The sequence below is a fragment of the Desulfomicrobium aestuarii genome, assembly GCF_055385525.1.
On record NZ_AP042427.1, the window covers coordinates 207,855 to 226,267 of the forward strand.

General features: G+C 64.0%; 19 protein-coding genes and 1 tRNA gene. 13 read left to right on the forward strand and 7 right to left on the reverse strand.

All coding sequences use genetic code 11. The annotated features are described in order from the left end of the window. Positions 1-65: 65 nt before the first annotated feature. The 5 genes from infB to ACZ5AC_RS00990 all read right to left on the reverse strand — a co-directional run bounded on the left by infB (position 66) and on the right by ACZ5AC_RS00990 (position 5,198). The gene (gene infB / locus ACZ5AC_RS00970; protein ID WP_464249100.1) at positions 66-2,930 is read right to left on the reverse strand and encodes a translation initiation factor IF-2; all 2,865 of its coding nucleotides are present in this window, start codon (positions 2,928-2,930) and stop codon (positions 66-68) included. Next, positions 2,920-3,177 carry a YlxR family protein gene (locus ACZ5AC_RS00975; RefSeq protein ID WP_464249101.1) on the reverse strand — a complete coding sequence of 86 codons (258 nt, stop codon included), beginning with the start codon at positions 3,175-3,177 and terminating at the stop codon, positions 2,920-2,922. Before ACZ5AC_RS00975 ends, infB begins: the two co-directional genes overlap by 11 nt. Before the next feature lies 1 nt (position 3,178). Beyond that, positions 3,179-4,495, reverse strand: coding sequence for a transcription termination factor NusA (gene nusA / locus ACZ5AC_RS00980; protein WP_464249102.1), 1,317 nt, complete (start codon positions 4,493-4,495; stop codon positions 3,179-3,181). Positions 4,496-4,543: 48 nt separating this feature from the next. After that, on the reverse strand, positions 4,544-5,038 hold the full coding sequence (locus tag ACZ5AC_RS00985) for a ribosome maturation factor RimP (protein ID WP_464249103.1): 495 nt from the start codon (positions 5,036-5,038) through the stop codon (positions 4,544-4,546). An 85-nt stretch (positions 5,039-5,123) separates the two neighbouring features. Further along, a tRNA-Gly gene (locus ACZ5AC_RS00990) sits at positions 5,124-5,198 on the reverse strand. 134 nt (positions 5,199-5,332) lie between these two features. Here ACZ5AC_RS00990 and flgF point away from each other — a divergent pair. The 13 genes from flgF (at position 5,333) to ACZ5AC_RS01055 (ending at position 17,421) form a co-directional block, all read left to right on the forward strand. Further along, positions 5,333-6,109: a flagellar basal-body rod protein FlgF gene (gene flgF, locus ACZ5AC_RS00995; RefSeq protein WP_464249104.1), complete on the forward strand. Its 777-nt coding sequence runs from the start codon at positions 5,333-5,335 to the stop codon at positions 6,107-6,109. 74 nt (positions 6,110-6,183) lie between these two features. Next, on the forward strand, positions 6,184-6,966 hold the full coding sequence (flgG, locus tag ACZ5AC_RS01000; protein ID WP_464249105.1) for a flagellar basal-body rod protein FlgG: 783 nt from the start codon (positions 6,184-6,186) through the stop codon (positions 6,964-6,966). 3 nt (positions 6,967-6,969) lie between these two features. Beyond that, on the forward strand, positions 6,970-7,920 hold the full coding sequence (gene flgA, locus ACZ5AC_RS01005) for a flagellar basal body P-ring formation chaperone FlgA (RefSeq protein WP_464249106.1): 951 nt from the start codon (positions 6,970-6,972) through the stop codon (positions 7,918-7,920). A gap of 13 nt (positions 7,921-7,933) precedes the next feature. After that, the gene (locus ACZ5AC_RS01010) at positions 7,934-8,620 is read left to right on the forward strand and encodes a flagellar basal body L-ring protein FlgH (RefSeq protein WP_464249107.1); all 687 of its coding nucleotides are present in this window, start codon (positions 7,934-7,936) and stop codon (positions 8,618-8,620) included. Then, positions 8,604-9,719: a flagellar basal body P-ring protein FlgI gene (locus tag ACZ5AC_RS01015; protein ID WP_464249108.1), complete on the forward strand. Its 1,116-nt coding sequence runs from the start codon at positions 8,604-8,606 to the stop codon at positions 9,717-9,719. The genes ACZ5AC_RS01010 and ACZ5AC_RS01015 overlap by 17 nt, the downstream gene beginning before the upstream one ends. 13 nt (positions 9,720-9,732) lie before the next feature. Continuing rightward, positions 9,733-10,335 carry a rod-binding protein gene (locus ACZ5AC_RS01020; RefSeq protein WP_464249109.1) on the forward strand — a complete coding sequence of 201 codons (603 nt, stop codon included), beginning with the start codon at positions 9,733-9,735 and terminating at the stop codon, positions 10,333-10,335. A 199-nt stretch (positions 10,336-10,534) separates the two neighbouring features. Continuing rightward, positions 10,535-11,008, forward strand: coding sequence for a flagellar export chaperone FlgN (gene flgN / locus ACZ5AC_RS01025; RefSeq protein WP_464249110.1), 474 nt, complete (start codon positions 10,535-10,537; stop codon positions 11,006-11,008). Next, the gene (gene flgK, locus ACZ5AC_RS01030) at positions 11,009-13,090 is read left to right on the forward strand and encodes a flagellar hook-associated protein FlgK (RefSeq protein WP_464249111.1); all 2,082 of its coding nucleotides are present in this window, start codon (positions 11,009-11,011) and stop codon (positions 13,088-13,090) included. It begins immediately after the preceding gene. A 10-nt stretch (positions 13,091-13,100) separates the two neighbouring features. Then, positions 13,101-14,897, forward strand: coding sequence for a flagellar hook-associated protein FlgL (gene flgL, locus ACZ5AC_RS01035; protein ID WP_464249112.1), 1,797 nt, complete (start codon positions 13,101-13,103; stop codon positions 14,895-14,897). Between the two features lie 9 nt (positions 14,898-14,906). Beyond that, complete coding sequence (gene csrA / locus ACZ5AC_RS01040; RefSeq protein ID WP_464249113.1) at positions 14,907-15,146, forward strand: carbon storage regulator CsrA; 240 nt, start codon at positions 14,907-14,909, stop codon at positions 15,144-15,146. Next, positions 15,122-15,592: a flagellar assembly protein FliW gene (gene fliW / locus ACZ5AC_RS01045; protein ID WP_464249114.1), complete on the forward strand. Its 471-nt coding sequence runs from the start codon at positions 15,122-15,124 to the stop codon at positions 15,590-15,592. Before csrA ends, fliW begins: the two co-directional genes overlap by 25 nt. A 159-nt stretch (positions 15,593-15,751) precedes the next feature. Further along, positions 15,752-15,982: a hypothetical protein gene (locus ACZ5AC_RS01050; RefSeq protein ID WP_464249115.1), complete on the forward strand. Its 231-nt coding sequence runs from the start codon at positions 15,752-15,754 to the stop codon at positions 15,980-15,982. A gap of 2 nt (positions 15,983-15,984) precedes the next feature. After that, a complete protein-coding gene (locus ACZ5AC_RS01055) occupies positions 15,985-17,421 on the forward strand; it encodes an IS701 family transposase (protein ID WP_464250639.1) in 1,437 nt (478 codons plus the stop codon). A gap of 64 nt (positions 17,422-17,485) precedes the next feature. Here ACZ5AC_RS01055 and flgM read toward each other — a convergent pair whose 3' ends face one another. Continuing rightward, complete coding sequence (gene flgM, locus ACZ5AC_RS01060; RefSeq protein WP_464249116.1) at positions 17,486-17,791, reverse strand: flagellar biosynthesis anti-sigma factor FlgM; 306 nt, start codon at positions 17,789-17,791, stop codon at positions 17,486-17,488. 79 nt (positions 17,792-17,870) lie between these two features. Further along, a complete protein-coding gene (locus ACZ5AC_RS01065; RefSeq protein WP_464249117.1) occupies positions 17,871-18,287 on the reverse strand; it encodes a DVU0524 family FlgM-associated protein in 417 nt (138 codons plus the stop codon). Positions 18,288-18,413 lie beyond the last annotated feature (126 nt).

Here is an 18,413-nt window from a genome sequence, read left to right on the forward strand (position 1 = left end):
GGAGGAGGCAAAGTCAGTCTCCGCGGGAAATCCATGCCCTTATATCATCTACTCAGGGCCAGGACCTAGATGGTCCGGGCTTCTTCCACCAGTTCGAAGGCCTCGATGATGTCGCCGACCTTGATGTCGTTGAAGTTCTCGAGGGCCGCACCGCAGTCGTAGCCCTTGGTCACTTCCTTGGCGTCGTCCTTGAAGCGCTTCAGGGACGACAGCTTGCCGGTGTAGATGACCACGCCGCTGCGCAGCAGGCGGATGCCGGCGTTGCGCTTGAGCTTGCCGTCGCTGACCATGCAGCCGGCGATGTTGCCGACCTTGGGCACGCTGAAGACCTGCTGTACGTCGGCCTGGCCGAGGTAGACTTCCTTGATGTCGGGCGAGAGCATGCCGGACATGGCCGCCTTGATGTCATCCACCAGCTTGTAGATGATGTCGTAGAAGCGGATGTCGACCTTCTCCTGCTCGGCCACTTCCTTGATCTTGGCCGTAGGCCGGATGTTGAAGCCGATGATAATGGCGTTGGAGGCAGAGGCCAGCAGGATGTCGGATTCGGTGATGGCACCGGCGCCGCCATGAATGATGGCGATCTTGACCTCGTCCGTGGACAGCTTGCGCAGTGCCTCGGAGATGGCCTCCAGGGAGCCCTGCACGTCGGCCTTGAGGAGCAGGTTCAGGTTCTGGGCCTCTTCACCGGCCTTGGAGGCCAGGAAGCTTTCCAGGGTGACCTTGGACTCCTTGGCCAGCTCGCGGTCGCGGTGCTTGACGCGGCGGTCCTCGGCGATCTTGCGGGCGACCTTCTCGTCCTTGACGATGACGAATTCGTCGCCGGCCTCGGGGATGGCCTCGAAGCCCTGGATCTCGGTCGGGATGGCCGGCCCGGCGGACTTGATCTGGTTGCCCTGGTCGTCGAACATGGCGCGGACCTTGCCGCTGATCAGGCCGCAGACGAAGGCGTCGCCCTGGTTGATCTGACCTTCCTGGATGAGGACCGTGCCCACGGGGCCGCGTCCCTTGTCAAGCTTGGCCTCGACCACATGACCGCGGCCGGGCTTGTCGGGGTTGGCCTTGAGGTCGAGGACTTCGGCCTGCAGGAGGATCAGTTCGAGCAGTTCGTCCAGGCCCTGGCGCTTCTTGGCGGAAACGTGGGCGTAGATGGTCTCGCCGCCCCAGTCCTCGGGCATGAGGCCCAGGTCGGACAACTCGCGCTTGACGCGGTCGGGGTCGGCCCCTTCCTTGTCCATCTTGTTCACGGCCACGACGATGGGCACGCCGGCCGCCTTGGAGTGGCTCACGGCCTCGCGGGTCTGCTCCATGACGCCGTCATCGGCGGCCACGACCAGGACGACGATGTCCGTGACCTTGGCGCCGCGGGCGCGCATGGTGGTGAAGGCCTCGTGGCCGGGCGTGTCAAGGAAGACCACTTCGCCGCGCGGCGTGTTGACGTGGTACGCGCCGATGTGCTGGGTGATGCCGCCGGCCTCGCCAGAGGCCACGCTCGTGGAGCGGATGGCGTCAAGGAGCGAGGTCTTGCCGTGGTCGACGTGGCCCATGATGGTCACCACGGGCGGACGCGGCTTTAGGTCCTCGGCCTTGTCGGCCTCCTTGGGCAGCAGGAATTCGTCTTCGGAGAAGCCGACCTTTTCCACCTCGTACTTGAACTCGGCGGCGAGCAGCAGGGCCGTCTCGAAATCCAGCGACTGGTTGATGGTCGCCATGACGCCCATGGAGAAGAGCTTCTTGATCAGATCCTGGGCCTTGATGCCCATCTGATGCGCCAGGTCCGTCAGCCGGATGGTGTCCTCGACGCGGATCTTGCGCTTGGACGCCTTCAGCGGCTGGGTGATCTGCTGCTGAGCGCGGGCTCCGCCGGCCCTGCGGGCCTCGGCGCGCTGGGCCTTCTTGCCCTTGCTCAGGTTGAACTCCTCCTTGCGGTACAGGTCCTCGGCCTCCACGGTGCGGCGGCCCTTCTTTTTGCCGCGGGCATTGCGGGCCGCTTCGCCTTCGGGCGCGGGGCGGGGTGCGCCGGTGTCGCCGGGGCCCATGGGACGGGGACCGGGGCCGCCGGGGCCGCCGGGGCGCGGGCCCGCGGGGCCGGCAGGACGCTGCCCTGGACCGCCCGGACGCTGGCCGGCGGGACCCATGGGGCGCTGCGCGGCAGGGCCCATGGGGCGAGCGGCCGGACCCATGGGTCTGACAGGCGGCTGGCCTTCGGGCCGGGTGTCGGGAAATTCGACGATGGTCGGACGGGAAATGACCTTGACCGCGACGGTCGGGGGAGCCGGCTTGGGCTTCTTGCCTTTCTTGCGGCCCCTTTTGGCCTCGTCATCGCCTTCGGCGGCTGTTTCCGCCGCGGCTTCGGCCGTATCGTCGGCCGCTTCCCCGGTTTCGTCCCCGGTAGCCGCCTCTTCGACGGCGGTGGGCCGGGCAGGGGCTTCGGCGGCAACGGGCTCTTCGGGAGCTTCGGGTTTCCCGGCGGGCACGAGGGCTTCGGGCGCCTCGGGAGCAGCTTCTTCCTCGGCCTCCGGCGCGACCGGCTCCGGGGCGATGATGCGGGCCGGAGTGATGACCACGGCGCGGGCGGACTTGCGCGTTCTCGGCTTTTCCGTTTCAGGAGCCGCTTCGACGGCGGCCTCGCCGCTTTCGGCTTCGGTTTCCGTGTCGCCGGCCGATGCTTCGGGCGCGGAGGGGGCTTCGACAGCCGCGGCCCTGTGGCGCTTGCGCACGATGACTCCCGAGGTGGCGCGCGTCTCGACGACCTGCGGCTCGGCGGACCTGTTACGGTGGTGGCTGCGCACCTGATCGGCCTCTTCATCGGTCAGGCTGCTCATGTGGCTCTTGGCCGGAATCCTGAGCTCCCGCAATATCGTCATCAAATCCTTGCTGGAGATATCAAGCTCCGTGGCCAGATCCCTCACGCGCAATCTAATGGACATTCCCAACCCCCTTGCATTTCTTCTGCCAGCCCTTGAATCGCTCGAATCTGTTCCGGCACGCCGCATCTCGGCAAAGATAAAAACCCCGTCCCGGAAGTTTTCCGGTGCTGTCAGCGGTCAGAGTGAGCTCTCCGTGAACAGGGCAGACAAATCTCAGCAGTTCGTCCTTGTAAAAACGCTGTCTGCAGACGACGCACATGCGCATCGGCCGATGGCCGCTCCCGGCAGGCGTATCCGCAGGTTCCATCCTATTCCTCGTCCCCGGCTTCGGCCTGTTCGCCGCCGGCGTCTTCCGCCGGCTTTTCCGCTACCGCTTCCGGCTCCTCTTCCTTGTTCTGGCTGATGAGGAGGTTCAGGGCCGCGCGCAGGTTGCCGATGTTTTCCTCGTCGATGCCCTGGATGTCGAAAAGCTGCTCGTTGGTGCAGGCCGCGATGGCTTCCAGGGAGTCGAAGCCCGCCTCGGTGAAGTCGGCCACGGAAACCTGGGCCGCGCTGGCCAGCTGCTCCAGGAGCTGCCGGTTCTTGTGCAGCTTGTTGAAGCGCGTGTTGGTGAAGATGTCGATCTTCCAGCCCAGCAGCTTGGCGGCCAGCTTGACGTTCTGGCCCTTCTTGCCGATGGCCGGGGTCAGCTGGTCCTCGGGCACCACGACCTCCAGGGACTTCTCCTCGTCGTCGATGGCGATCTTGGAGATGCGCGCCGGGGACAGGGCGTTGGCCGCGTAGGTGGCGATGTCCGGGCTCCAGAGCACGATGTCGATGCGCTCGCCGCGCAGTTCCTGCACGATGTTGTGGATGCGCGAGCCGCGGATGCCGACGCAGGCGCCCACCGGATCGACGTTGGAATCCTGGGACAGGACCGTGACCTTGGCGCGCAGGCCCGGGTCGCGGGCCACGCCCATGATGTTGACCGTGCCGTCGGCCACTTCGGGCACCTCGCGGCGGAAGAGGGCGACCATGTACTCGGGGTCGGAGCGGGTGATGATGATCTGCGGCCCGCGGCCTTCCTTGCGCACGTCGATGATCAGGCCCTCGACGCGGTCTCCCTGGCGGAAGCGCTCGCGCGGGATCTGCTTGTCCTTGGGCAGCAGGGCCTCGGTGCGGCCGAGGTTGATGATCCAGCCCGAACGGTCGCGGCGCTGGATGATGCCGCTGACGATCTCGCCCTTGCGGTTCTTGTATTCCTCGTAAATGATTTCCTGCTCGGCGTCGCGCATGCGCTGGATGATGACCTGCTTGGCGCTCTGGGCGGCGATGCGCCCCAGGTCCTCGACCTGCAGGCGGAAGCCGATGGCGTCGTCGAGTTCGACGTTGGGGTCGTGCTTGATCGCGTCGGCCATGATGATCTCGGTGTCGGGATCCTCAACCTCTTCGACCACGATCTTGAACTGATAGACTTCGATCTCGCCGGTCTCCTCGTTGAAGGTGACCTCGATATCCATCTTGTCGCCATACTTCTTGGTCACGGAGGCCCGAATGGCTTCTTCCAGGGTGTCGATCAGCATCTCCCGGTCGATGCCCTTGTCCTTGCTGATCTGATCGATGGCTTTCTTGAGTTCCAAATTCATGAACGTCCTCCGTTCTGAGGGCGGAAACAACCGCCGCGTTCCGAAATATTATCGTTTTCCGGGCTTGCCCTGGTCGTTGTGTTCGTAGACGAGATTGATCTTGCCCACGTCCTCCCAGTTCAGCTCGAAGGTGTTCGCGCCGTCGGACAGGGTGAACAGGGGGGGGCTTATGGCAAGCAGGCTGCCCTTGAAATTTTTTCTGCCCTCGAGGGGCTTTTCCAGACGGAGGCGCACCGTCTGGCCGATGTAGGCGGCCATCTGCTCCAGCGAGAAGAAGGGGCGCTCCAGGCCGGGCGAGGAGACCTCCAGGGTGTACGCCCCGGGGATGATGTCATCGACGTCCAGGGCCAGGCTCAGGTGGCGGCTGATGTCAGCGCACTCTTCGATGCCCACGCCCTGGGCGGAGTCGAGGTAGACGCGCACGATCTTGTGGCGCCCGCCGGCCCCGAAGAGCAGGTCGATACCCCAAATCTCGAGGTCCCGCGCCAGACAAAGGGGCGTGACCAGTTCCAGAAGCCTTGCGTGAATTTCGTTCTTGTCCATTTGTGCCTGCCGGAAAAAAAAAGGTGGACCACGAAAAGGCCCACCCCCATCAGCTACCGAATATCAGTATGACCACATACAGGAGTGGAGCGGGTGACGAGGGTCGAACTCGCAACTCCAAGCTTGGGAAGCTTGTACTCTGCCATTGAGCTACACCCGCTCTGCAACCGTTTCCCTTGCATGACTGGGGGGATGGCCGTCAAGTGTTTTTTTCCGGCGCGGTGTCCCGCTGTTTCCGGGCTTCGGCGCACTGGCCTGGTATGTGCATAAAGCCTCGTGTCGAGGAGGATTCCCATGCAAGAAAGCAGCTACAGCGCCGTGTTCGGGGCCCTGACCCAGCAGCACAGGCTTGATACCATCGCCAATAATTTGGCGAACGTGAACACCACGGGCTACAAGGCGGACAAACTCTCGTTCCGGGACACGTTCCGCCGTTATGCCCACGACCTGCTGGACCCCAACACCACCCTGAACGAGCGGGTGCCGTGGCCCCAGGGCAACGTCCTGGCCCAGCCCAGGATCGCCGAGCAGGCCATAGACTTGTCCCAGGGCGCCATGCGCAGCACGGGCAACCCGCTGGATCTGGCCATAGCCGGTGACGGCTTTTTCCGGGTCCAGACGCCGGAAGGGGAATTTTTGACCCGGCAGGGCGTCTACCACCGCTCCAGCGAGGGCTACGTCGTGGACGGCCACGGCAATCAGCTCCTGGGCGAGGGCGGCCCGCTGCAGATCCCCGAGGACGGCACGGTGATCATCGACTCGAGCGGCCAGCTGTCCGTGAACGGGGAGGCGCTGGACGTCATCTCCCTGGTGCGGGTCGAGGACCCCCGGAACCTGGAAAAGGTAGGGCACTCGATGTTCCGCATCAAGGAGAACTCGAACGCCCAGCCCGTCCCCGCCGAGGACTCCACCGTGGAGCAGGGGTTTCTCGAGGGGGCCAACGTCGAAGTGGTCTCGGAGATGGTCAACATGATCGAGGCCCTGCGGGCCTTCGAGGCCTATCAGAAGATGATCAGCGGGACCTTCGAGCAGGACAAGAAGGCCATCGCCGAAGTGGGCGCGCCGAGATAATATTATTGATGCAGGCCGCGGCGTCCGAACACGGACGACCGGGCCGCGGCGGACCGCGCCGCAAGGAGAAGAGCATGATTCGAGCCTTATGGACCAGCGCTTCGGGCATGATCGCCCAGCAGCTCAACCTGGACGTCACCTCCAACAACCTGGCCAACGTAAACACCACGGGCTTCAAGAAGAACAGGGCCGAGTTCGAGGACCTCATGTACCAGAACATGAAGATCGCCGGCGCGGCCAACCAGGACGGCAACCAGCTGCCTGTGGGCATGCAGGTGGGAATGGGCGTGCGCCCCGTGTCCGTGCACAAGATCTTCAGCCAGGGCGATTTCCAGAACACGGGCAACCAGCTCGACCTGGTCATCGAGGGGGAAGGGTTCTTCCGCGTCGACCGCAACGGCGAGGAGCACTACACCCGAAACGGCGCCTTCAAGCTCGACAGCGACGGTCGCATCGTGACCGACAACGGGCACCCCCTGCAGCCCGAGTTCATCGTCCCGCCCGAGACCCAGAACATCGTGGTCACCGAGGACGGCCATCTGACCTGCGTGGACAAGGCTGGCGCGGAGATCGCGGCCACGGACATCCCCGTCTACACCTTCATCAACCCCGCGGGCCTCAAGGCCGTGGGCCGCAACCTCTACGTCCAGACCGACGGGTCCGGCGAGGCGGTGGAGAGCGTGCCCGGCGAGAACAACGCAGGCACCCTGGCCCAGGGTTTTCTGGAGATGTCCAACGTGGAGATCGTCGAGGAGATGGTCAACATGATCGTCGGGCAGCGCGCCTACGAGGCCAACTCCAAGTCCATCTCCACGGCCGACTCCCTGCTGCAGATCGCCAATCAGCTGAAGAGGTAGGGAATGCGTCTTTTCGTCATCCTGCTCATGCTTCTGTCCATTCCCGGCCTGGCCTCGTCGCAGGACAGGCTGGTCGTGGCGGAAGCCGTGTGCGTGGACGGGGAGGCCATCGCCCTGCGCGATCTGGCCAGGGCCGAGGGCCTGCGGGCCGAGGCCGTGCTGGCCGGGGCCGGGGATACCCCCCTGCTGGCCGCGCCGCGGTTTCCCGGCGCGCGGGCCAACCTGAGCGGGCCCCGGCTGCGCGAGCTCATCGAGCAGCGTCTGGGACCGGGGTTGCCGCCCATCGCGGTCCCGGATCAGGTGCAGGTCCAGCGCGGTGGGCAGGTCGTCAGCGGTCGGAGCCTCATTCCCGGAATCGACAAAATTTTGACGACGGCCCTGGCCGGCTACGAAGGGGAGGTCGAGATCCGCGAGCACCGCATCGCCGACTACCTCTTCCTCAAGGACAAGACGCCCGTCCAGATCCGCGTCGTGCCCGTCGCGACGCCGGCTCCGGGCCGCATCAGCCTGCGGCTCGAGGCCGTGGACGAGGGCGGGCGCGTGCTGGAGAGCTTCACGGGCACGGTCTTCGCCGATGTCTGGAAGACCGTCCCCTGCGCGGCCCGGGTCCTGAACAGGGGCGATGTGCTGGAGGCCGGGCTGGTCGGTTTCGCGCGCAAGAATCTGGCCTACATGGCCCGGCCGCCCTGGGACGGGCGCGGGCTGCCCCTGCGTATGACCGCGGCCGTGGGCGAGGGGCAGGCCATCTCGGCCGATGCCGTGGAGCCCATCCCGGTCGTGGCCAAGGGCCAGGTCCTGACCCTGGTCTACGAAGGGGATTCCATGAAGCTGACCGTGCCGGTGGAGAGCCTGGAGGACGGCGGCATCGGCAGCACCATAAAGGTCCGGAACATGCAAAGCCGCCGGGTGGTGGCCGCACGGATCGTCGACGCGGAGACGGCCCTGGTGCCGTAGTCCGGGAGGAAACATGCACAGACTGACCTATCTTTTCATAGCCGTTCTGGCCCTGGCCGGCTGCCGGGCCACGAGCCGGCCGCCCATGCCCGCGGCCATCGTCACGCCTCCGCCCCAGGAAAGGGCGGACCCGGCGACCAACCCGGGCTCGCTCTACGACCCCGACGGCGCGACGTCGCTTTTCGCCGACTCCCGCGCCCGCAGGGTCGGCGACGTGGTACTGATCAAGGTCGTGGAGACGACTCTGGCCAAGAACAAGGCCTCGACCACGGCCGACAAGGAAAACACCATGACCCTCGGGGCCACGGCGTACCTGGGCAAGGACAAGCTGCCCCTCATCCCCGGGGCGGAAGTCGGTTCGGGAGCCATGGTCGATGCGAGCTCCCTCAGCGAATTCGAAGGCGACGGCGAGACCAAGCGCGAAAGCACCATCAGCACCACCGTGGCGGCCCGGGTCTCCAGGGTGCTGGGCGGCGGACTCATGGAGGTCGTCGGCGCGAGGGAGACGAGGGTCAACGGCGAGACGCAGATCGTGGTGGTCCAGGGCGTGGTCCGGGACCGCGACATCGACGCAGACAACACCATCAAGTCCACCAGCATGGCCGAAGCCCGCATCGAACTCTACGGCGAGGGCATCCTGGCCGAAAAGCAGCGCCCCGGGTGGCTCGCGAGGATACTCGACAATGTGTGGCCCTTCTAGTCTTCGCGCCGGCCTGGTCCGGCTCGTCATCGTCGTGATCCTGGCGGCCCTCTGCGGCCCCGTCTACGGCGCCCGTCTCAAGGACATCGCCACCTTCGGGGGCGTGCGCTCCAACGACCTGGTCGGCTACGGCCTGGTGGTCGGCCTGCCCGGCACCGGCGACAAGAGCGGGTCCCGGTTCACGGTGCAGTCCATGGCCAACATGCTGGAGAGCATGGGCGTGAAGGTCGACCGTTCGGCCCTCAAGCCCAAGAACGTGGCCGCCGTCATGGTCACGGTCAAGATGCCCGCCTCTTCCCGGCCCGGGTCGCGCCTCGACGCCACGGTCTCCTCCGTGGGCGACGCGGCGTCGCTGCTGGGCGGCGTGCTCCTGCTGACCCCCCTCAAGGGCGTCGACGGCAACGTCTACGCCCTGTGCCAGGGCCCATTGGCCGTGGGCGGGTTTTCCGCCACAGGCGAGGCGGCCTCGGCCACCAAGAACATCACCACTGTGGGACGCATCCCCGGCGGAGCGGTGGTGGAGCGCAGCGTGCCCTTCTCGTTCAACGAGCAGGACGAGGTGGCCATCCAGCTCGGCGTGGAGGATTTCTCCACGGCCAAGCAGGTCACGGACACCCTGAACCGCGCCATGGGCGGGCAGTACGCCGCGGCGCAGGACGCGTCCACGGTCCGCCTGCAGGTCCCGCCCAAGTACCAGGGCAACATCGTGGGCCTCATGGCGTCCCTGGAAAATCTGGAGGTCCGCCCCGACACCCGGGCCAAGGTCGTGGTCGACGAGAAGACCGGCACCGTGGTCCTCGGGGCCAACGTCACCTTGTCGAAGGTGGCCGTGTCCCACGGCAATTTGAACGTCATCGTGTCCGAACAGCCGCAGGTTTCCCAGCCGGGGGCCTTCGCCGAGGGGCGCACCGTGGTCACGCCGTCGACGCAGCTCGGCGTGCGGGAGGAGCAGCGCCGTCTCATCCTCATGGACGGGGCGTCCATCCAGGAACTCGTCGACGGGCTCAACGCCATCGGTGCCACGCCCCGCGACCTCATTTCCATCCTGAGAACCATGAAGTCGGCCGGATCGCTGCACGCCGACCTCGAGGTCCTCTAACCCGGGAGGCGACATGAGCGAATTCCTCACACCCACGGCCCTGCCTGCCCAGGAAGGCGGTCAGAGCCTGCAGAACCGCCTGCGCGAGCTGCGCTCCCGCCTCGAACCCGGCGACAAGGGCCAGGACGAGGCCAAGCTCCGCAAGGCCTGCCAGGACTTCGAGGCCGTGTTCATCGGGCAGATCTGGAAGCAGATGCGCTCCTCGGTGCCCAAGGACGGCATGCTCCACTCCAAGGAGGAGGAGAGCTACCTGTCCATGTTCGACCAGGAACTCTCGGTCAAGATGTCCCGCAGCGGAGGCATCGGCCTCTCGGACCTGCTGTACGAGAACCTCTCTCAGCGCCTCGTCAACGCCAGCCGCGACACGGACTCCGCCAAACCCCTGAAGCCCCTGGACCGCAAGGCCATCTCGAAGCTCCAGGCCGAGGCCCGCGTGCAGGAGGTCCCTGCCGGGACCCTGGCCGCCATGACCGCCCAGCGCCAGGCCGAACAGCTGGCCCGGAGCATCGAGAAGGCGAACGGTCCGGCACCTGCGGAGCCCACCGTGGCCAGGGCGTCCTCGGACCTTGAGGAAGCCCTGCGCGTGGTGCGCATGGACCTGGAGAACGGCGACTGACGGAGCCGGAAATTCTTGCCGGGAAGGATGGGGCGCGGCACCGTCCCGTCCGGCCGGAAACCGGCCGTGACGCTTCCCTGACGGCACGCGCCGTCCCGGTGGTCGGAAATTTGCACGGTCGTGGAAGAGGTCCCTTGCGGCGGGCAGGTCTTTCCTGCCCTTCCCGAAGCAAAGCCCGAATTTTCGAAGGAAGTACACCATGCGACAGATCACACTCGGCAGTCTCGTTCGTCAGGCCATGGGCACGGAGCTTCTCTGTCAGCTCCTGCGGGAAGAGCATGCGCTCCTGCGCGCGGGTCAGCCCGACGCGGTGGCGGGGCTGGAGATGTCCATACAGGAGCTGATCCGGCAGCTGGTCCGCGAGCGCGAGTCTCTTGCCGATGCCCTGCAGCGGGCGGGATTCGCGAAGCTGGGGCCCTTTCTGGAGGGGCTCGGCGAGGTCGAGCGGCGGATTTTCGAGACGTGGCGCGCCAAGATCATCGCCGGCGAGCAGGAGAGCGCCCGCCAGGCCACGGTCAACGCCGACCTGGCCATGGCCCTGTGGAAGCAGAGCGGGTCGCTGCTGAGCCATTTCCAGAACCAGGTCGCCCCGAAGGAGCGCAACACCTACACCGCCAAGGGAACCTGGCGCGACCGCACGGCCACGGCCACCCTGGTGCGCGGGAGGTTCTAGATGCCCGGCATAGGCTCCATGCTCGAAATAGGGAAGAAGTCCCTGTTCGCCAACCAGGCGGCCATCGAGGTCGTCGGCAACAACATTTCAAACGCCAACACCCCGGGCTACAGCCGCCAGGCCGTGCGTCTGGAGGACGGCAACTACATCAATTACGCCCCGGGCCAACTCGGCACGGGCGTCAACGCCGTCGAGGTCATCCGCTATTTCGACGAGTTCATCGAGGCGCAGTACCTGGACAAGAGTTCGGATCAAGCGCGCTGGCAGACCCTCTACGAGAATCTGAAGAACGTTGAGATGGTCCTGAACGAGTCGAGCACCGACGGGGTCAATTCCGCCCTGGCTGCGTTCTGGGCCGACTGGCAGACACTCGCGGCCAACCCCGAGGACACGAGCGCCAGGTCGGCGCTGCTGGGCCACGCCGCCAACCTGGTCAGCGCCGTGCAGTCCGTGCAGGGCGACCTGCAACGCCTGCAGGACGGGGCCGACGACGTCATCTCCGCCGAAGTCGCCGAGATCAACAAGCTCCTGACCGGCATCGCCGAACTCAACAAGCAGATCACCGTGACCGAGGAGACGGGCAAGAACAACGCCAACGGCTTGCGCGACGAGCGCACGCAGCTCATCCGGCAGCTAGCCGAGAAGATGGACATCAACGTCATCGACAACGGCCTGGGCAACCTGACCATCACCACCACGGCCGGACACACCCTGGTGGACGGGCCCAACGCCTTTCGACTGGCCTTCGAGCCACCGCAGACCATTGCGAACCTGCAATCGGGCTCGACCTTCAACGGCGCGGTCGCCTTCAACGGCGAGAGCGCGACGGAATATACGTTGAAGATTTCGGATGTTTCTGGGTCGACGATAAAGTACGACGTCTACATCGACGGCGGGAAGACCCTTCTCGCGAAGGATGTCACCGCGAGCGAGGACGGCGTTCTCATGCCCGACGGCCGAGGAATCCTGAAATTCAAGCTGGGCACAGGGTCCGTCCTCCAGGTGGGCGACACGTTTCAGGTGCTCCCCAACAAGTCGCTGTTCTGGTACCAGACCTCTTCGTCCAAGGTGAACATCACGCCGCAGGTCCAGAGCAACGGGCTGGACAACGAGCGCCGGCTCACGGGGGGCACCCTGGCCGGGTATTTCCAGTTCCGCGATGCGAGCATCGGCGGGTACCTGGAAAAGCTCGACGCCTTCGCCGAGAGCCTGTCCTGGGAGGTGAACCGGATTCATTCCCAGGGCACGGGGCTTGAGCGGTTCGAGAATGTGATCGGCACCTTCGGGGTCGGGGACGCGGACAGCGCGCTGGGGGGCGCAGCCGGGCTTGTGTTCGGCGACAAGCTCGCGGCCGGGAATCTCGTCATCAGCCTCTACGACACTGCGACGGGCAGGATAGTCGAATCCAATCCTCTTGATTTTGATGCCGCCGCGGGCGTCCAGAATTTTGACCCGACTCGGCACATGCTTGAAGACGTTGTGGCCGCAGTGGAAAGGACCTTCACAAACAGTGACGGGGATTTGTTGATTTCGGCCTCCAGCATCGATGGTCATTTGCAGGTCACGGCCGCCGACGGCTACGAGTTTGCCTTCGGTTCGGACTCCACGGGGCTTCTGGCCGCCTTGGGGATCAACACGTTTTTCGAGGGCGCAAACGCGGGCAGTCTGGCCATCAACTCCACCGTCCGAGGCAACATCGCCTACATCAACACCGGCCACGTCAACGGCGCCGGCGAGATGAACGAGGGCGACAACACCACGGCCAAGGCCATCGCCGCCCTGCAGTCGGCCTCCGTGCCCACGCGCACCCAGGCCGACGGCACCACGCGGCAGACCCTGGGGGAATATTACTCCACCATCGTGGCCAAGGCCGGCTCCGACACCCAGAGCGCCAAATTCAACTACGAGTACAATGAGGCTCTGGCCACGGACCTCCTGGCCCGCCAGGAGGCCGTTTCGGGCGTGAACTTGGACGAGGAAATGACCAACCTGATCAAGTTCCAGCACGCCTACACGGCGGCCGCGAAGCTGATCACCACGGCGGAATCCATGCTGCAGGTTCTGCTCGGGCTCAAGCAGTAGGAGGCCGGCAATGCGCGTATCCCTTCGCAACCAGTACAGCAGTTTTCTCTACAACCTGCAGAACACCCAGTCCCGTCTCATGGAACTGAACATGCAGGCCTCCAGCCAGAAGCGCATCAACAAGCCCTCCGACGACCCCGTGGGCACGGCCAGGGTCCTCGACTACCGCAGCTCCCTGTCGGCCATCAACCAGTATCGCTCCAACATCGACACGGCCACGGGCTGGCTGAACCTGGCCGACGAGTCGATGCTCCAGACCAGCGCCATCCTGACCAAGCTCAAGGGCCTGGCCGAGCAGGGGGCCACGGGCACCATGACGGCCTCGGACCGCGAAGCCACGGCCTACGAGGTCCGTCAGCTCTTCAGCCAACTCGTCAACTTGGGCAACACCCGTTACGAGGGCAAGTCCATTTTCGGTGGTCAGAAGTTCGAGCAGAACGCCTTCGAGGAAGGGCTCATGGTCTACGACGAGGACGGCAAGAGCCTGGGGCTGGCCACGGGCGCCGCAAGCCGCAGCATCGTCGTGCAGTTCATCGGCAACGAGGGCGACACGGCTACGGTGGGCGACCCGGCCATTTCCATTCTCTGCCGCTATTCCAGCGACGGCGGCAAGACCTGGACCTCTGGCTCGGTGGGGACGGACGGCGCCCTGGACATGGGCGGCGTCAGCCTCACGCTGCCCAAGGGCAAGGTCCTCGACCTTTCGCCCGAGACCAACACCGACAGGGCAACCGGGTCCTGGCTGACCGTCGCGCCCACGGCCGTGTACAAGGGAGATCACGAGTCCCAGTCCGCGGTGAAGTATACAGATGCCGACCTTGACGTTTTGGCCGAGCCGCTTGGTGGATTCGAACGGGATGTAAGGGTGGAGGTGGCAGTTGATCCTGAGAATGGGGCAAATTTGTTGATCACCGCGACTCCCCTCGGCAATGGGGCGGGTGATCCTTTGGTTACGTTGATACCAGCATCTTCACCCTGTATAGTCGAAACGCCTTACGGAACTGTGCGCTTGTCAGGAGCAAACCTCGTCGGAGTAAAATTCGATGTGAAGTCCGGCTCCACGAGTGTGATCCAGATGGGCTCGGCGCTTAATGCCGAAGGTCGCGGTCTTTTCGACGGCGATGTGATGGTGCGCGTTACGGGCATAGTTCCCGCGACCGGCACCGAACCCGAAAAGGTGACCTACCTCCACAGCACCGACGGCGGGACGAGCTGGTCGGAAGAGCGCGATTCGCCCTACTCGGCAGCCGGGCCGGTGGAGCTTCTGGTGCCGGGCGGCAAGCTTGTGCTTTCAGCGAGAGACGGCGTGTTCAATCTGGAGGCGGGGGACCAATTCGTCATCCACCCCCAGACCGCGGCCCACGAGGTCGAGATTTCGGCGGGCCAGTACGTGCAGCTCAACAACATCGGCTCCGAGGTCTTCGGCGGCTATTACGAGCACGGCACTCAGCCCGCATTCGGCGATTCGGCCGGGGAGAAGAACATCTTCGTCGCCGTGGGCAGGCTCGTGGCTGCCCTGGAGAACAACGACCAGCAGGGTTGCGCCGAGGCGCTCAACAGCCTGAAGACCTCCCAGGAGCATTTCACCACCCAGCTGGCTTCCGTGGGCGCCCGGGAGAACAGGCTCGAGGTCGCCGACGCGGTGCTCTCGGGGCTCAAGCTCAACGAGACAGAACGCATGAGCAACATCGAGGATGTCGACCTGGCCACGCTCCTGACGGAGTTGGCCAATCAGCAGCTGTCCTACGAGACGGTCCTCAAATCATCGTCCATGATCATGAAGATGAGCCTGGTCAACTACCTCTAGGAAGGGTTTATGCTCATACTCTCGCGTCGGCCCGGCGAAAGCGTGCATCTGGGCGACGACATCAAGATCACGATCCTGAGCATCAAGGGGCAGCAGATCAAGATCGGCCTCGACGTGCCCGAGCACATGCCCGTGTATCGTGAGGAACTGTACCAGAAGGTGCAAAATCAGAACGCCTCGGCCCTCGAACTCGACAACCACGACCTGATGATGGCGGCAACACTATGGACAAGCACAGACAGACGATAAACACCCGCATCGGGCCCATGGCGGTGTCCCTGGACAAGACCATCCGTTTTCCGCGGGGCCTCATCGGCTTCGAGTCCCTGCGGGAGTTCGCCCTGGTCGAGTTCAAGCCCGGCTCTCCGTTCCATTTCCTGCAGAGCATGGAAATGCCGGGCATGGGCATGATGCTGGCCGACCCCTTTTCCTTCCTGCCCGGCTACGAGATTCGCCTGGCCTCGGTGGAGGAGCGCATCCTCCGCATCCGGAGCGTGAGCGACCTGTTCATCCTGGTCAGCGTCACGGTGCCCAAGGGCGACCCCGAAGGCTGCACCCTCAACCTGACGGGGCCCATCTGCGTCAACGTCCAGGAACGCCTGGGCCTGCAGTCCCCGCAGACGGACCTTCCCTATCCCTCGCGCGTGCTGCTGCGGGATCTGGGCGGAGGGGACAGGCGACTGGCCAACTCATAAGAAAAGCCCGACCGGCGGACCGGTCGGGCTTCTCGCGTTTGGCCCTTTGACTAGATCGGAGGGTTTTTTTTCATCCAACCCCATCTTTTCATCATTCCGAATTGACTACTTTTTCGCCTCCTGATATCTAGTTTTATGACTAGATATCAGGAGGTGTCTATGGGTCATCCCACCAAGATTCAGCTTATCCAGCGCCAAACCTCGGAACAGTGGTACGTCAACTTCCCCGCCGCCCTCGCTCAGGCCATGGAGTTCGACAAAGGCGAAGTCTGGGAATGGATCGTCGAAGACAAGAATCAGCTTGTTTTAAAACGCCAGATTCCTGTCGAGTCTGCGCTCAAAAAAAAACTCCCCAAGCGCTCTCCCAAGGAAAGTATGGGATCGGACTGAGGCTGACTTTCGAACAACTCTTCGAGCGCACGCGGCCCGCATTTCGCCAGCAGCGCACCTTCGAGCGAGCCAAGACGCTTGCGCTCTCAGGGCTTCTTTGTCTTGGACGCCATACGGTGGCGGGTATGCTCGCGACATCCGGCCAGCAGTTCCAGGATTGGTCGGCAAACTATCGCGTTTTTGAGCAAGAACGCATTGATGTTCCAGCGCTATTTTCTGCTGTGATCGCAGGGGTGATCGATACACTGCCGGATGGGGCGCCCATCGTGGGCGCCATCGACGACACACTCATCCGCAAGAAGGGTCGGCGCATTGCGGGAACTTCCTGGCGCCGTGATCCTCTGGGACCGTCGTTTACAAACAATTTCATCTGGGCGAGCCGCTTTCTTCAGCTCTCCCTCGCAATGCCTGAGAGCGCGAACGGACCTTCACCAGCGCGCATGATTCCCGTTGATCTGCGACACTGCCCATCACCGCGCAAACCTGGCAAGCGCGCTTCTGACGAGCAGCGGATGGAATGGAAAAACGCATCTTCACAGACTCGCATCTCCGCCGAAGGGGCACGCCGTATGCGCGTTTTGCGTGAGGAGTTCGATCGCCAGGGCATGCGTGAACGCCAGATCATCATGACTGCGGACGGAACCTTTACCTGCCGCGAAGTCTTCAAGAATTTACCCGGACGCATCGACTTGATCGGACGTATCCGCAAGGACGCCAGGCTCTACAAACTGCCTACGCCAGAGCAGGAAAACTGCGGACGCGGACGCAAACGGGCTTACGGCGATCGTCTGCCCACGCCGGAGGAAATCCGCAAGGATCAGAACATCCCCTGGGTTGATGTCCGTGCCTATGCCGCCGGCAAAGAACATCTCTTCAACGTCAAAGAGATCTCGCCATGTCGCTGGAAGCATGCCGGCGGGGAGCGCACGCTGCGTCTTATCATCGTCCGCCCCCTCGCCTACCGCCTGAAAAAACGTGCCCCTATGAACTACCGCGCTCCTGCGTACCTCATCACTACCGACTTGGCGCTACCGCTTGAAAAGATCCTTCAGTCCTACATCTGGAGATGGGAAATAGAGGTCAACTTCCGCGATGAGAAGACCTTGCTCGGCCTCGGGGAAGCGCAGGTCCGCACGAGCAAAAGCATCGAAACGCTCACGCCGTTTCTGGTCGCAGTATACGCGATGCTGTTACTCGCTCTTGAGAAAGTCGGCGGCCGAAGACGCTCACTCCCGCCTCCTGCCTGGCAACGTCAAAGAATCGCGGGACAATCGCGCACCTCCACGGCCCAAGCGTTGCGCGAGCTTCGGGCGGAAGTATGGGGGGACTCACTGGGTGGGAAAAATAAAAACAGCTTCATGAACACGAATACATCGTTCATGAAGCTGATTCATTTGGAAAGCTGCGCGGCCACTGCCGTTTGCTATGCTACGGGATAGCCAAACGCGAGAAGCCCGACCGGCGGACCGGTCGGGCTTTTTCATGACCTCTGTCGACGCGGGCCTACCCCCAGACGTCGAGCTCCTGCCGTACGAGGCCTGCCGCGATGTCCTTGCCTTCGGGCTTGTACTCGCCGGCCTCGATCCTGGCCTTCAGGTCCGCGACCTTGTCGGCGCGCAACCCGTCGCTTTCCTGCGCCGCCTTGAAGGCCGCGGCCTTGAGGCGCCCCTCCTCGGAGATGGAGATGCGGTCGTTGGCCCCTTCCTGGTTTGCGGCCGCCTTCTGGGCCTCCTGGTTCTTCTGCTCCAGCTGCTCCAGGCGGTGCGATTCGTACCCGCTGACCTTGGTGGTGATGTTGTTGATGGTCATGTTCCGCTCCCTCCGGGTGTCCCGGCTGCGCCGGCAGTGCCGGCCGCATCGGCGGTTTCCCGCCCGTGCATGAAAAATATCAGAGCATCGTCTCGTTGACCCTGCTCAGGGCGATCTCCCACAGACGGCGCATGAAAGCATCCTTCTGGCCGTTGGTCAATTCGCTGACGCCTTGTTCCGTCTTCTTCAGAACCTGCAGCCCGCTCCCGTCCGAAGGGTACCTGAAGACCATGTCCCCGCCGAATTCGCTCATGAGCTGCTGCTTGATGTCCCGGACCACGGGGTTGGTGCTGTCCGAGCCGATGAGGTTGTCCACGATCTCCCGGGCGACCTTCTCCACGAGCTGGCGGCGCTTGGCCTCCTTGGAAATGGAAACGGAATCCCCCTGTCCGGCGCGGTCCATGTACTTCTTGAACCTGGCGATGCGTCGGCCTGTGTCCTGGTGCTGGTCGTAGGTCCGCACCACGTTTTTGACGAGGAAGGGGTTCACTGTCACGGGCTATACCTCTTACTTCTCCCTATCGGTTGCCGCCGCGAGAACTTTAGGAAAATTCACGAAAAGCCGGAATAAAAATTTCTCTTTCTTTTCAGGCAGGACGACGGCTTCAAGCTCGGGCACGCT

Excerpts from the sequence above, each read along its gene's own strand:
- nusA (WP_464249102.1), bottom strand. The coding sequence starts at position 4,495 with ATGAATTTGGAACTCAAGAAAGCCATCGATCAGATCAGCAAGGACAAG.
- infB (WP_464249100.1), bottom strand. The coding sequence starts at position 2,930 with ATGTCCATTAGATTGCGCGTGAGGGATCTGGCCACGGAGCTTGATATC.
- flgM (WP_464249116.1), bottom strand. The coding sequence starts at position 17,791 with ATGACCATCAACAACATCACCACCAAGGTCAGCGGGTACGAATCGCAC.
- ACZ5AC_RS00985 (WP_464249103.1), bottom strand. The coding sequence starts at position 5,038 with ATGGACAAGAACGAAATTCACGCAAGGCTTCTGGAACTGGTCACGCCC.
- flgN (WP_464249110.1), top strand. The coding sequence starts at position 10,535 with ATGCGACAGATCACACTCGGCAGTCTCGTTCGTCAGGCCATGGGCACG.
- flgF (WP_464249104.1), top strand. The coding sequence starts at position 5,333 with ATGCAAGAAAGCAGCTACAGCGCCGTGTTCGGGGCCCTGACCCAGCAG.
- flgL (WP_464249112.1), top strand. The coding sequence starts at position 13,101 with ATGCGCGTATCCCTTCGCAACCAGTACAGCAGTTTTCTCTACAACCTG.
- ACZ5AC_RS00975 (WP_464249101.1), bottom strand. The coding sequence starts at position 3,177 with ATGGAACCTGCGGATACGCCTGCCGGGAGCGGCCATCGGCCGATGCGC.
- ACZ5AC_RS01020 (WP_464249109.1), top strand. The coding sequence starts at position 9,733 with ATGAGCGAATTCCTCACACCCACGGCCCTGCCTGCCCAGGAAGGCGGT.
- csrA (WP_464249113.1), top strand. The coding sequence starts at position 14,907 with ATGCTCATACTCTCGCGTCGGCCCGGCGAAAGCGTGCATCTGGGCGAC.
- fliW (WP_464249114.1), top strand. The coding sequence starts at position 15,122 with ATGGACAAGCACAGACAGACGATAAACACCCGCATCGGGCCCATGGCG.
- ACZ5AC_RS01015 (WP_464249108.1), top strand. The coding sequence starts at position 8,604 with ATGTGTGGCCCTTCTAGTCTTCGCGCCGGCCTGGTCCGGCTCGTCATC.
- flgK (WP_464249111.1), top strand. The coding sequence starts at position 11,009 with ATGCCCGGCATAGGCTCCATGCTCGAAATAGGGAAGAAGTCCCTGTTC.
- ACZ5AC_RS01010 (WP_464249107.1), top strand. The coding sequence starts at position 7,934 with ATGCACAGACTGACCTATCTTTTCATAGCCGTTCTGGCCCTGGCCGGC.
- ACZ5AC_RS01050 (WP_464249115.1), top strand. The coding sequence starts at position 15,752 with ATGGGTCATCCCACCAAGATTCAGCTTATCCAGCGCCAAACCTCGGAA.
- flgA (WP_464249106.1), top strand. The coding sequence starts at position 6,970 with ATGCGTCTTTTCGTCATCCTGCTCATGCTTCTGTCCATTCCCGGCCTG.
- flgG (WP_464249105.1), top strand. The coding sequence starts at position 6,184 with ATGATTCGAGCCTTATGGACCAGCGCTTCGGGCATGATCGCCCAGCAG.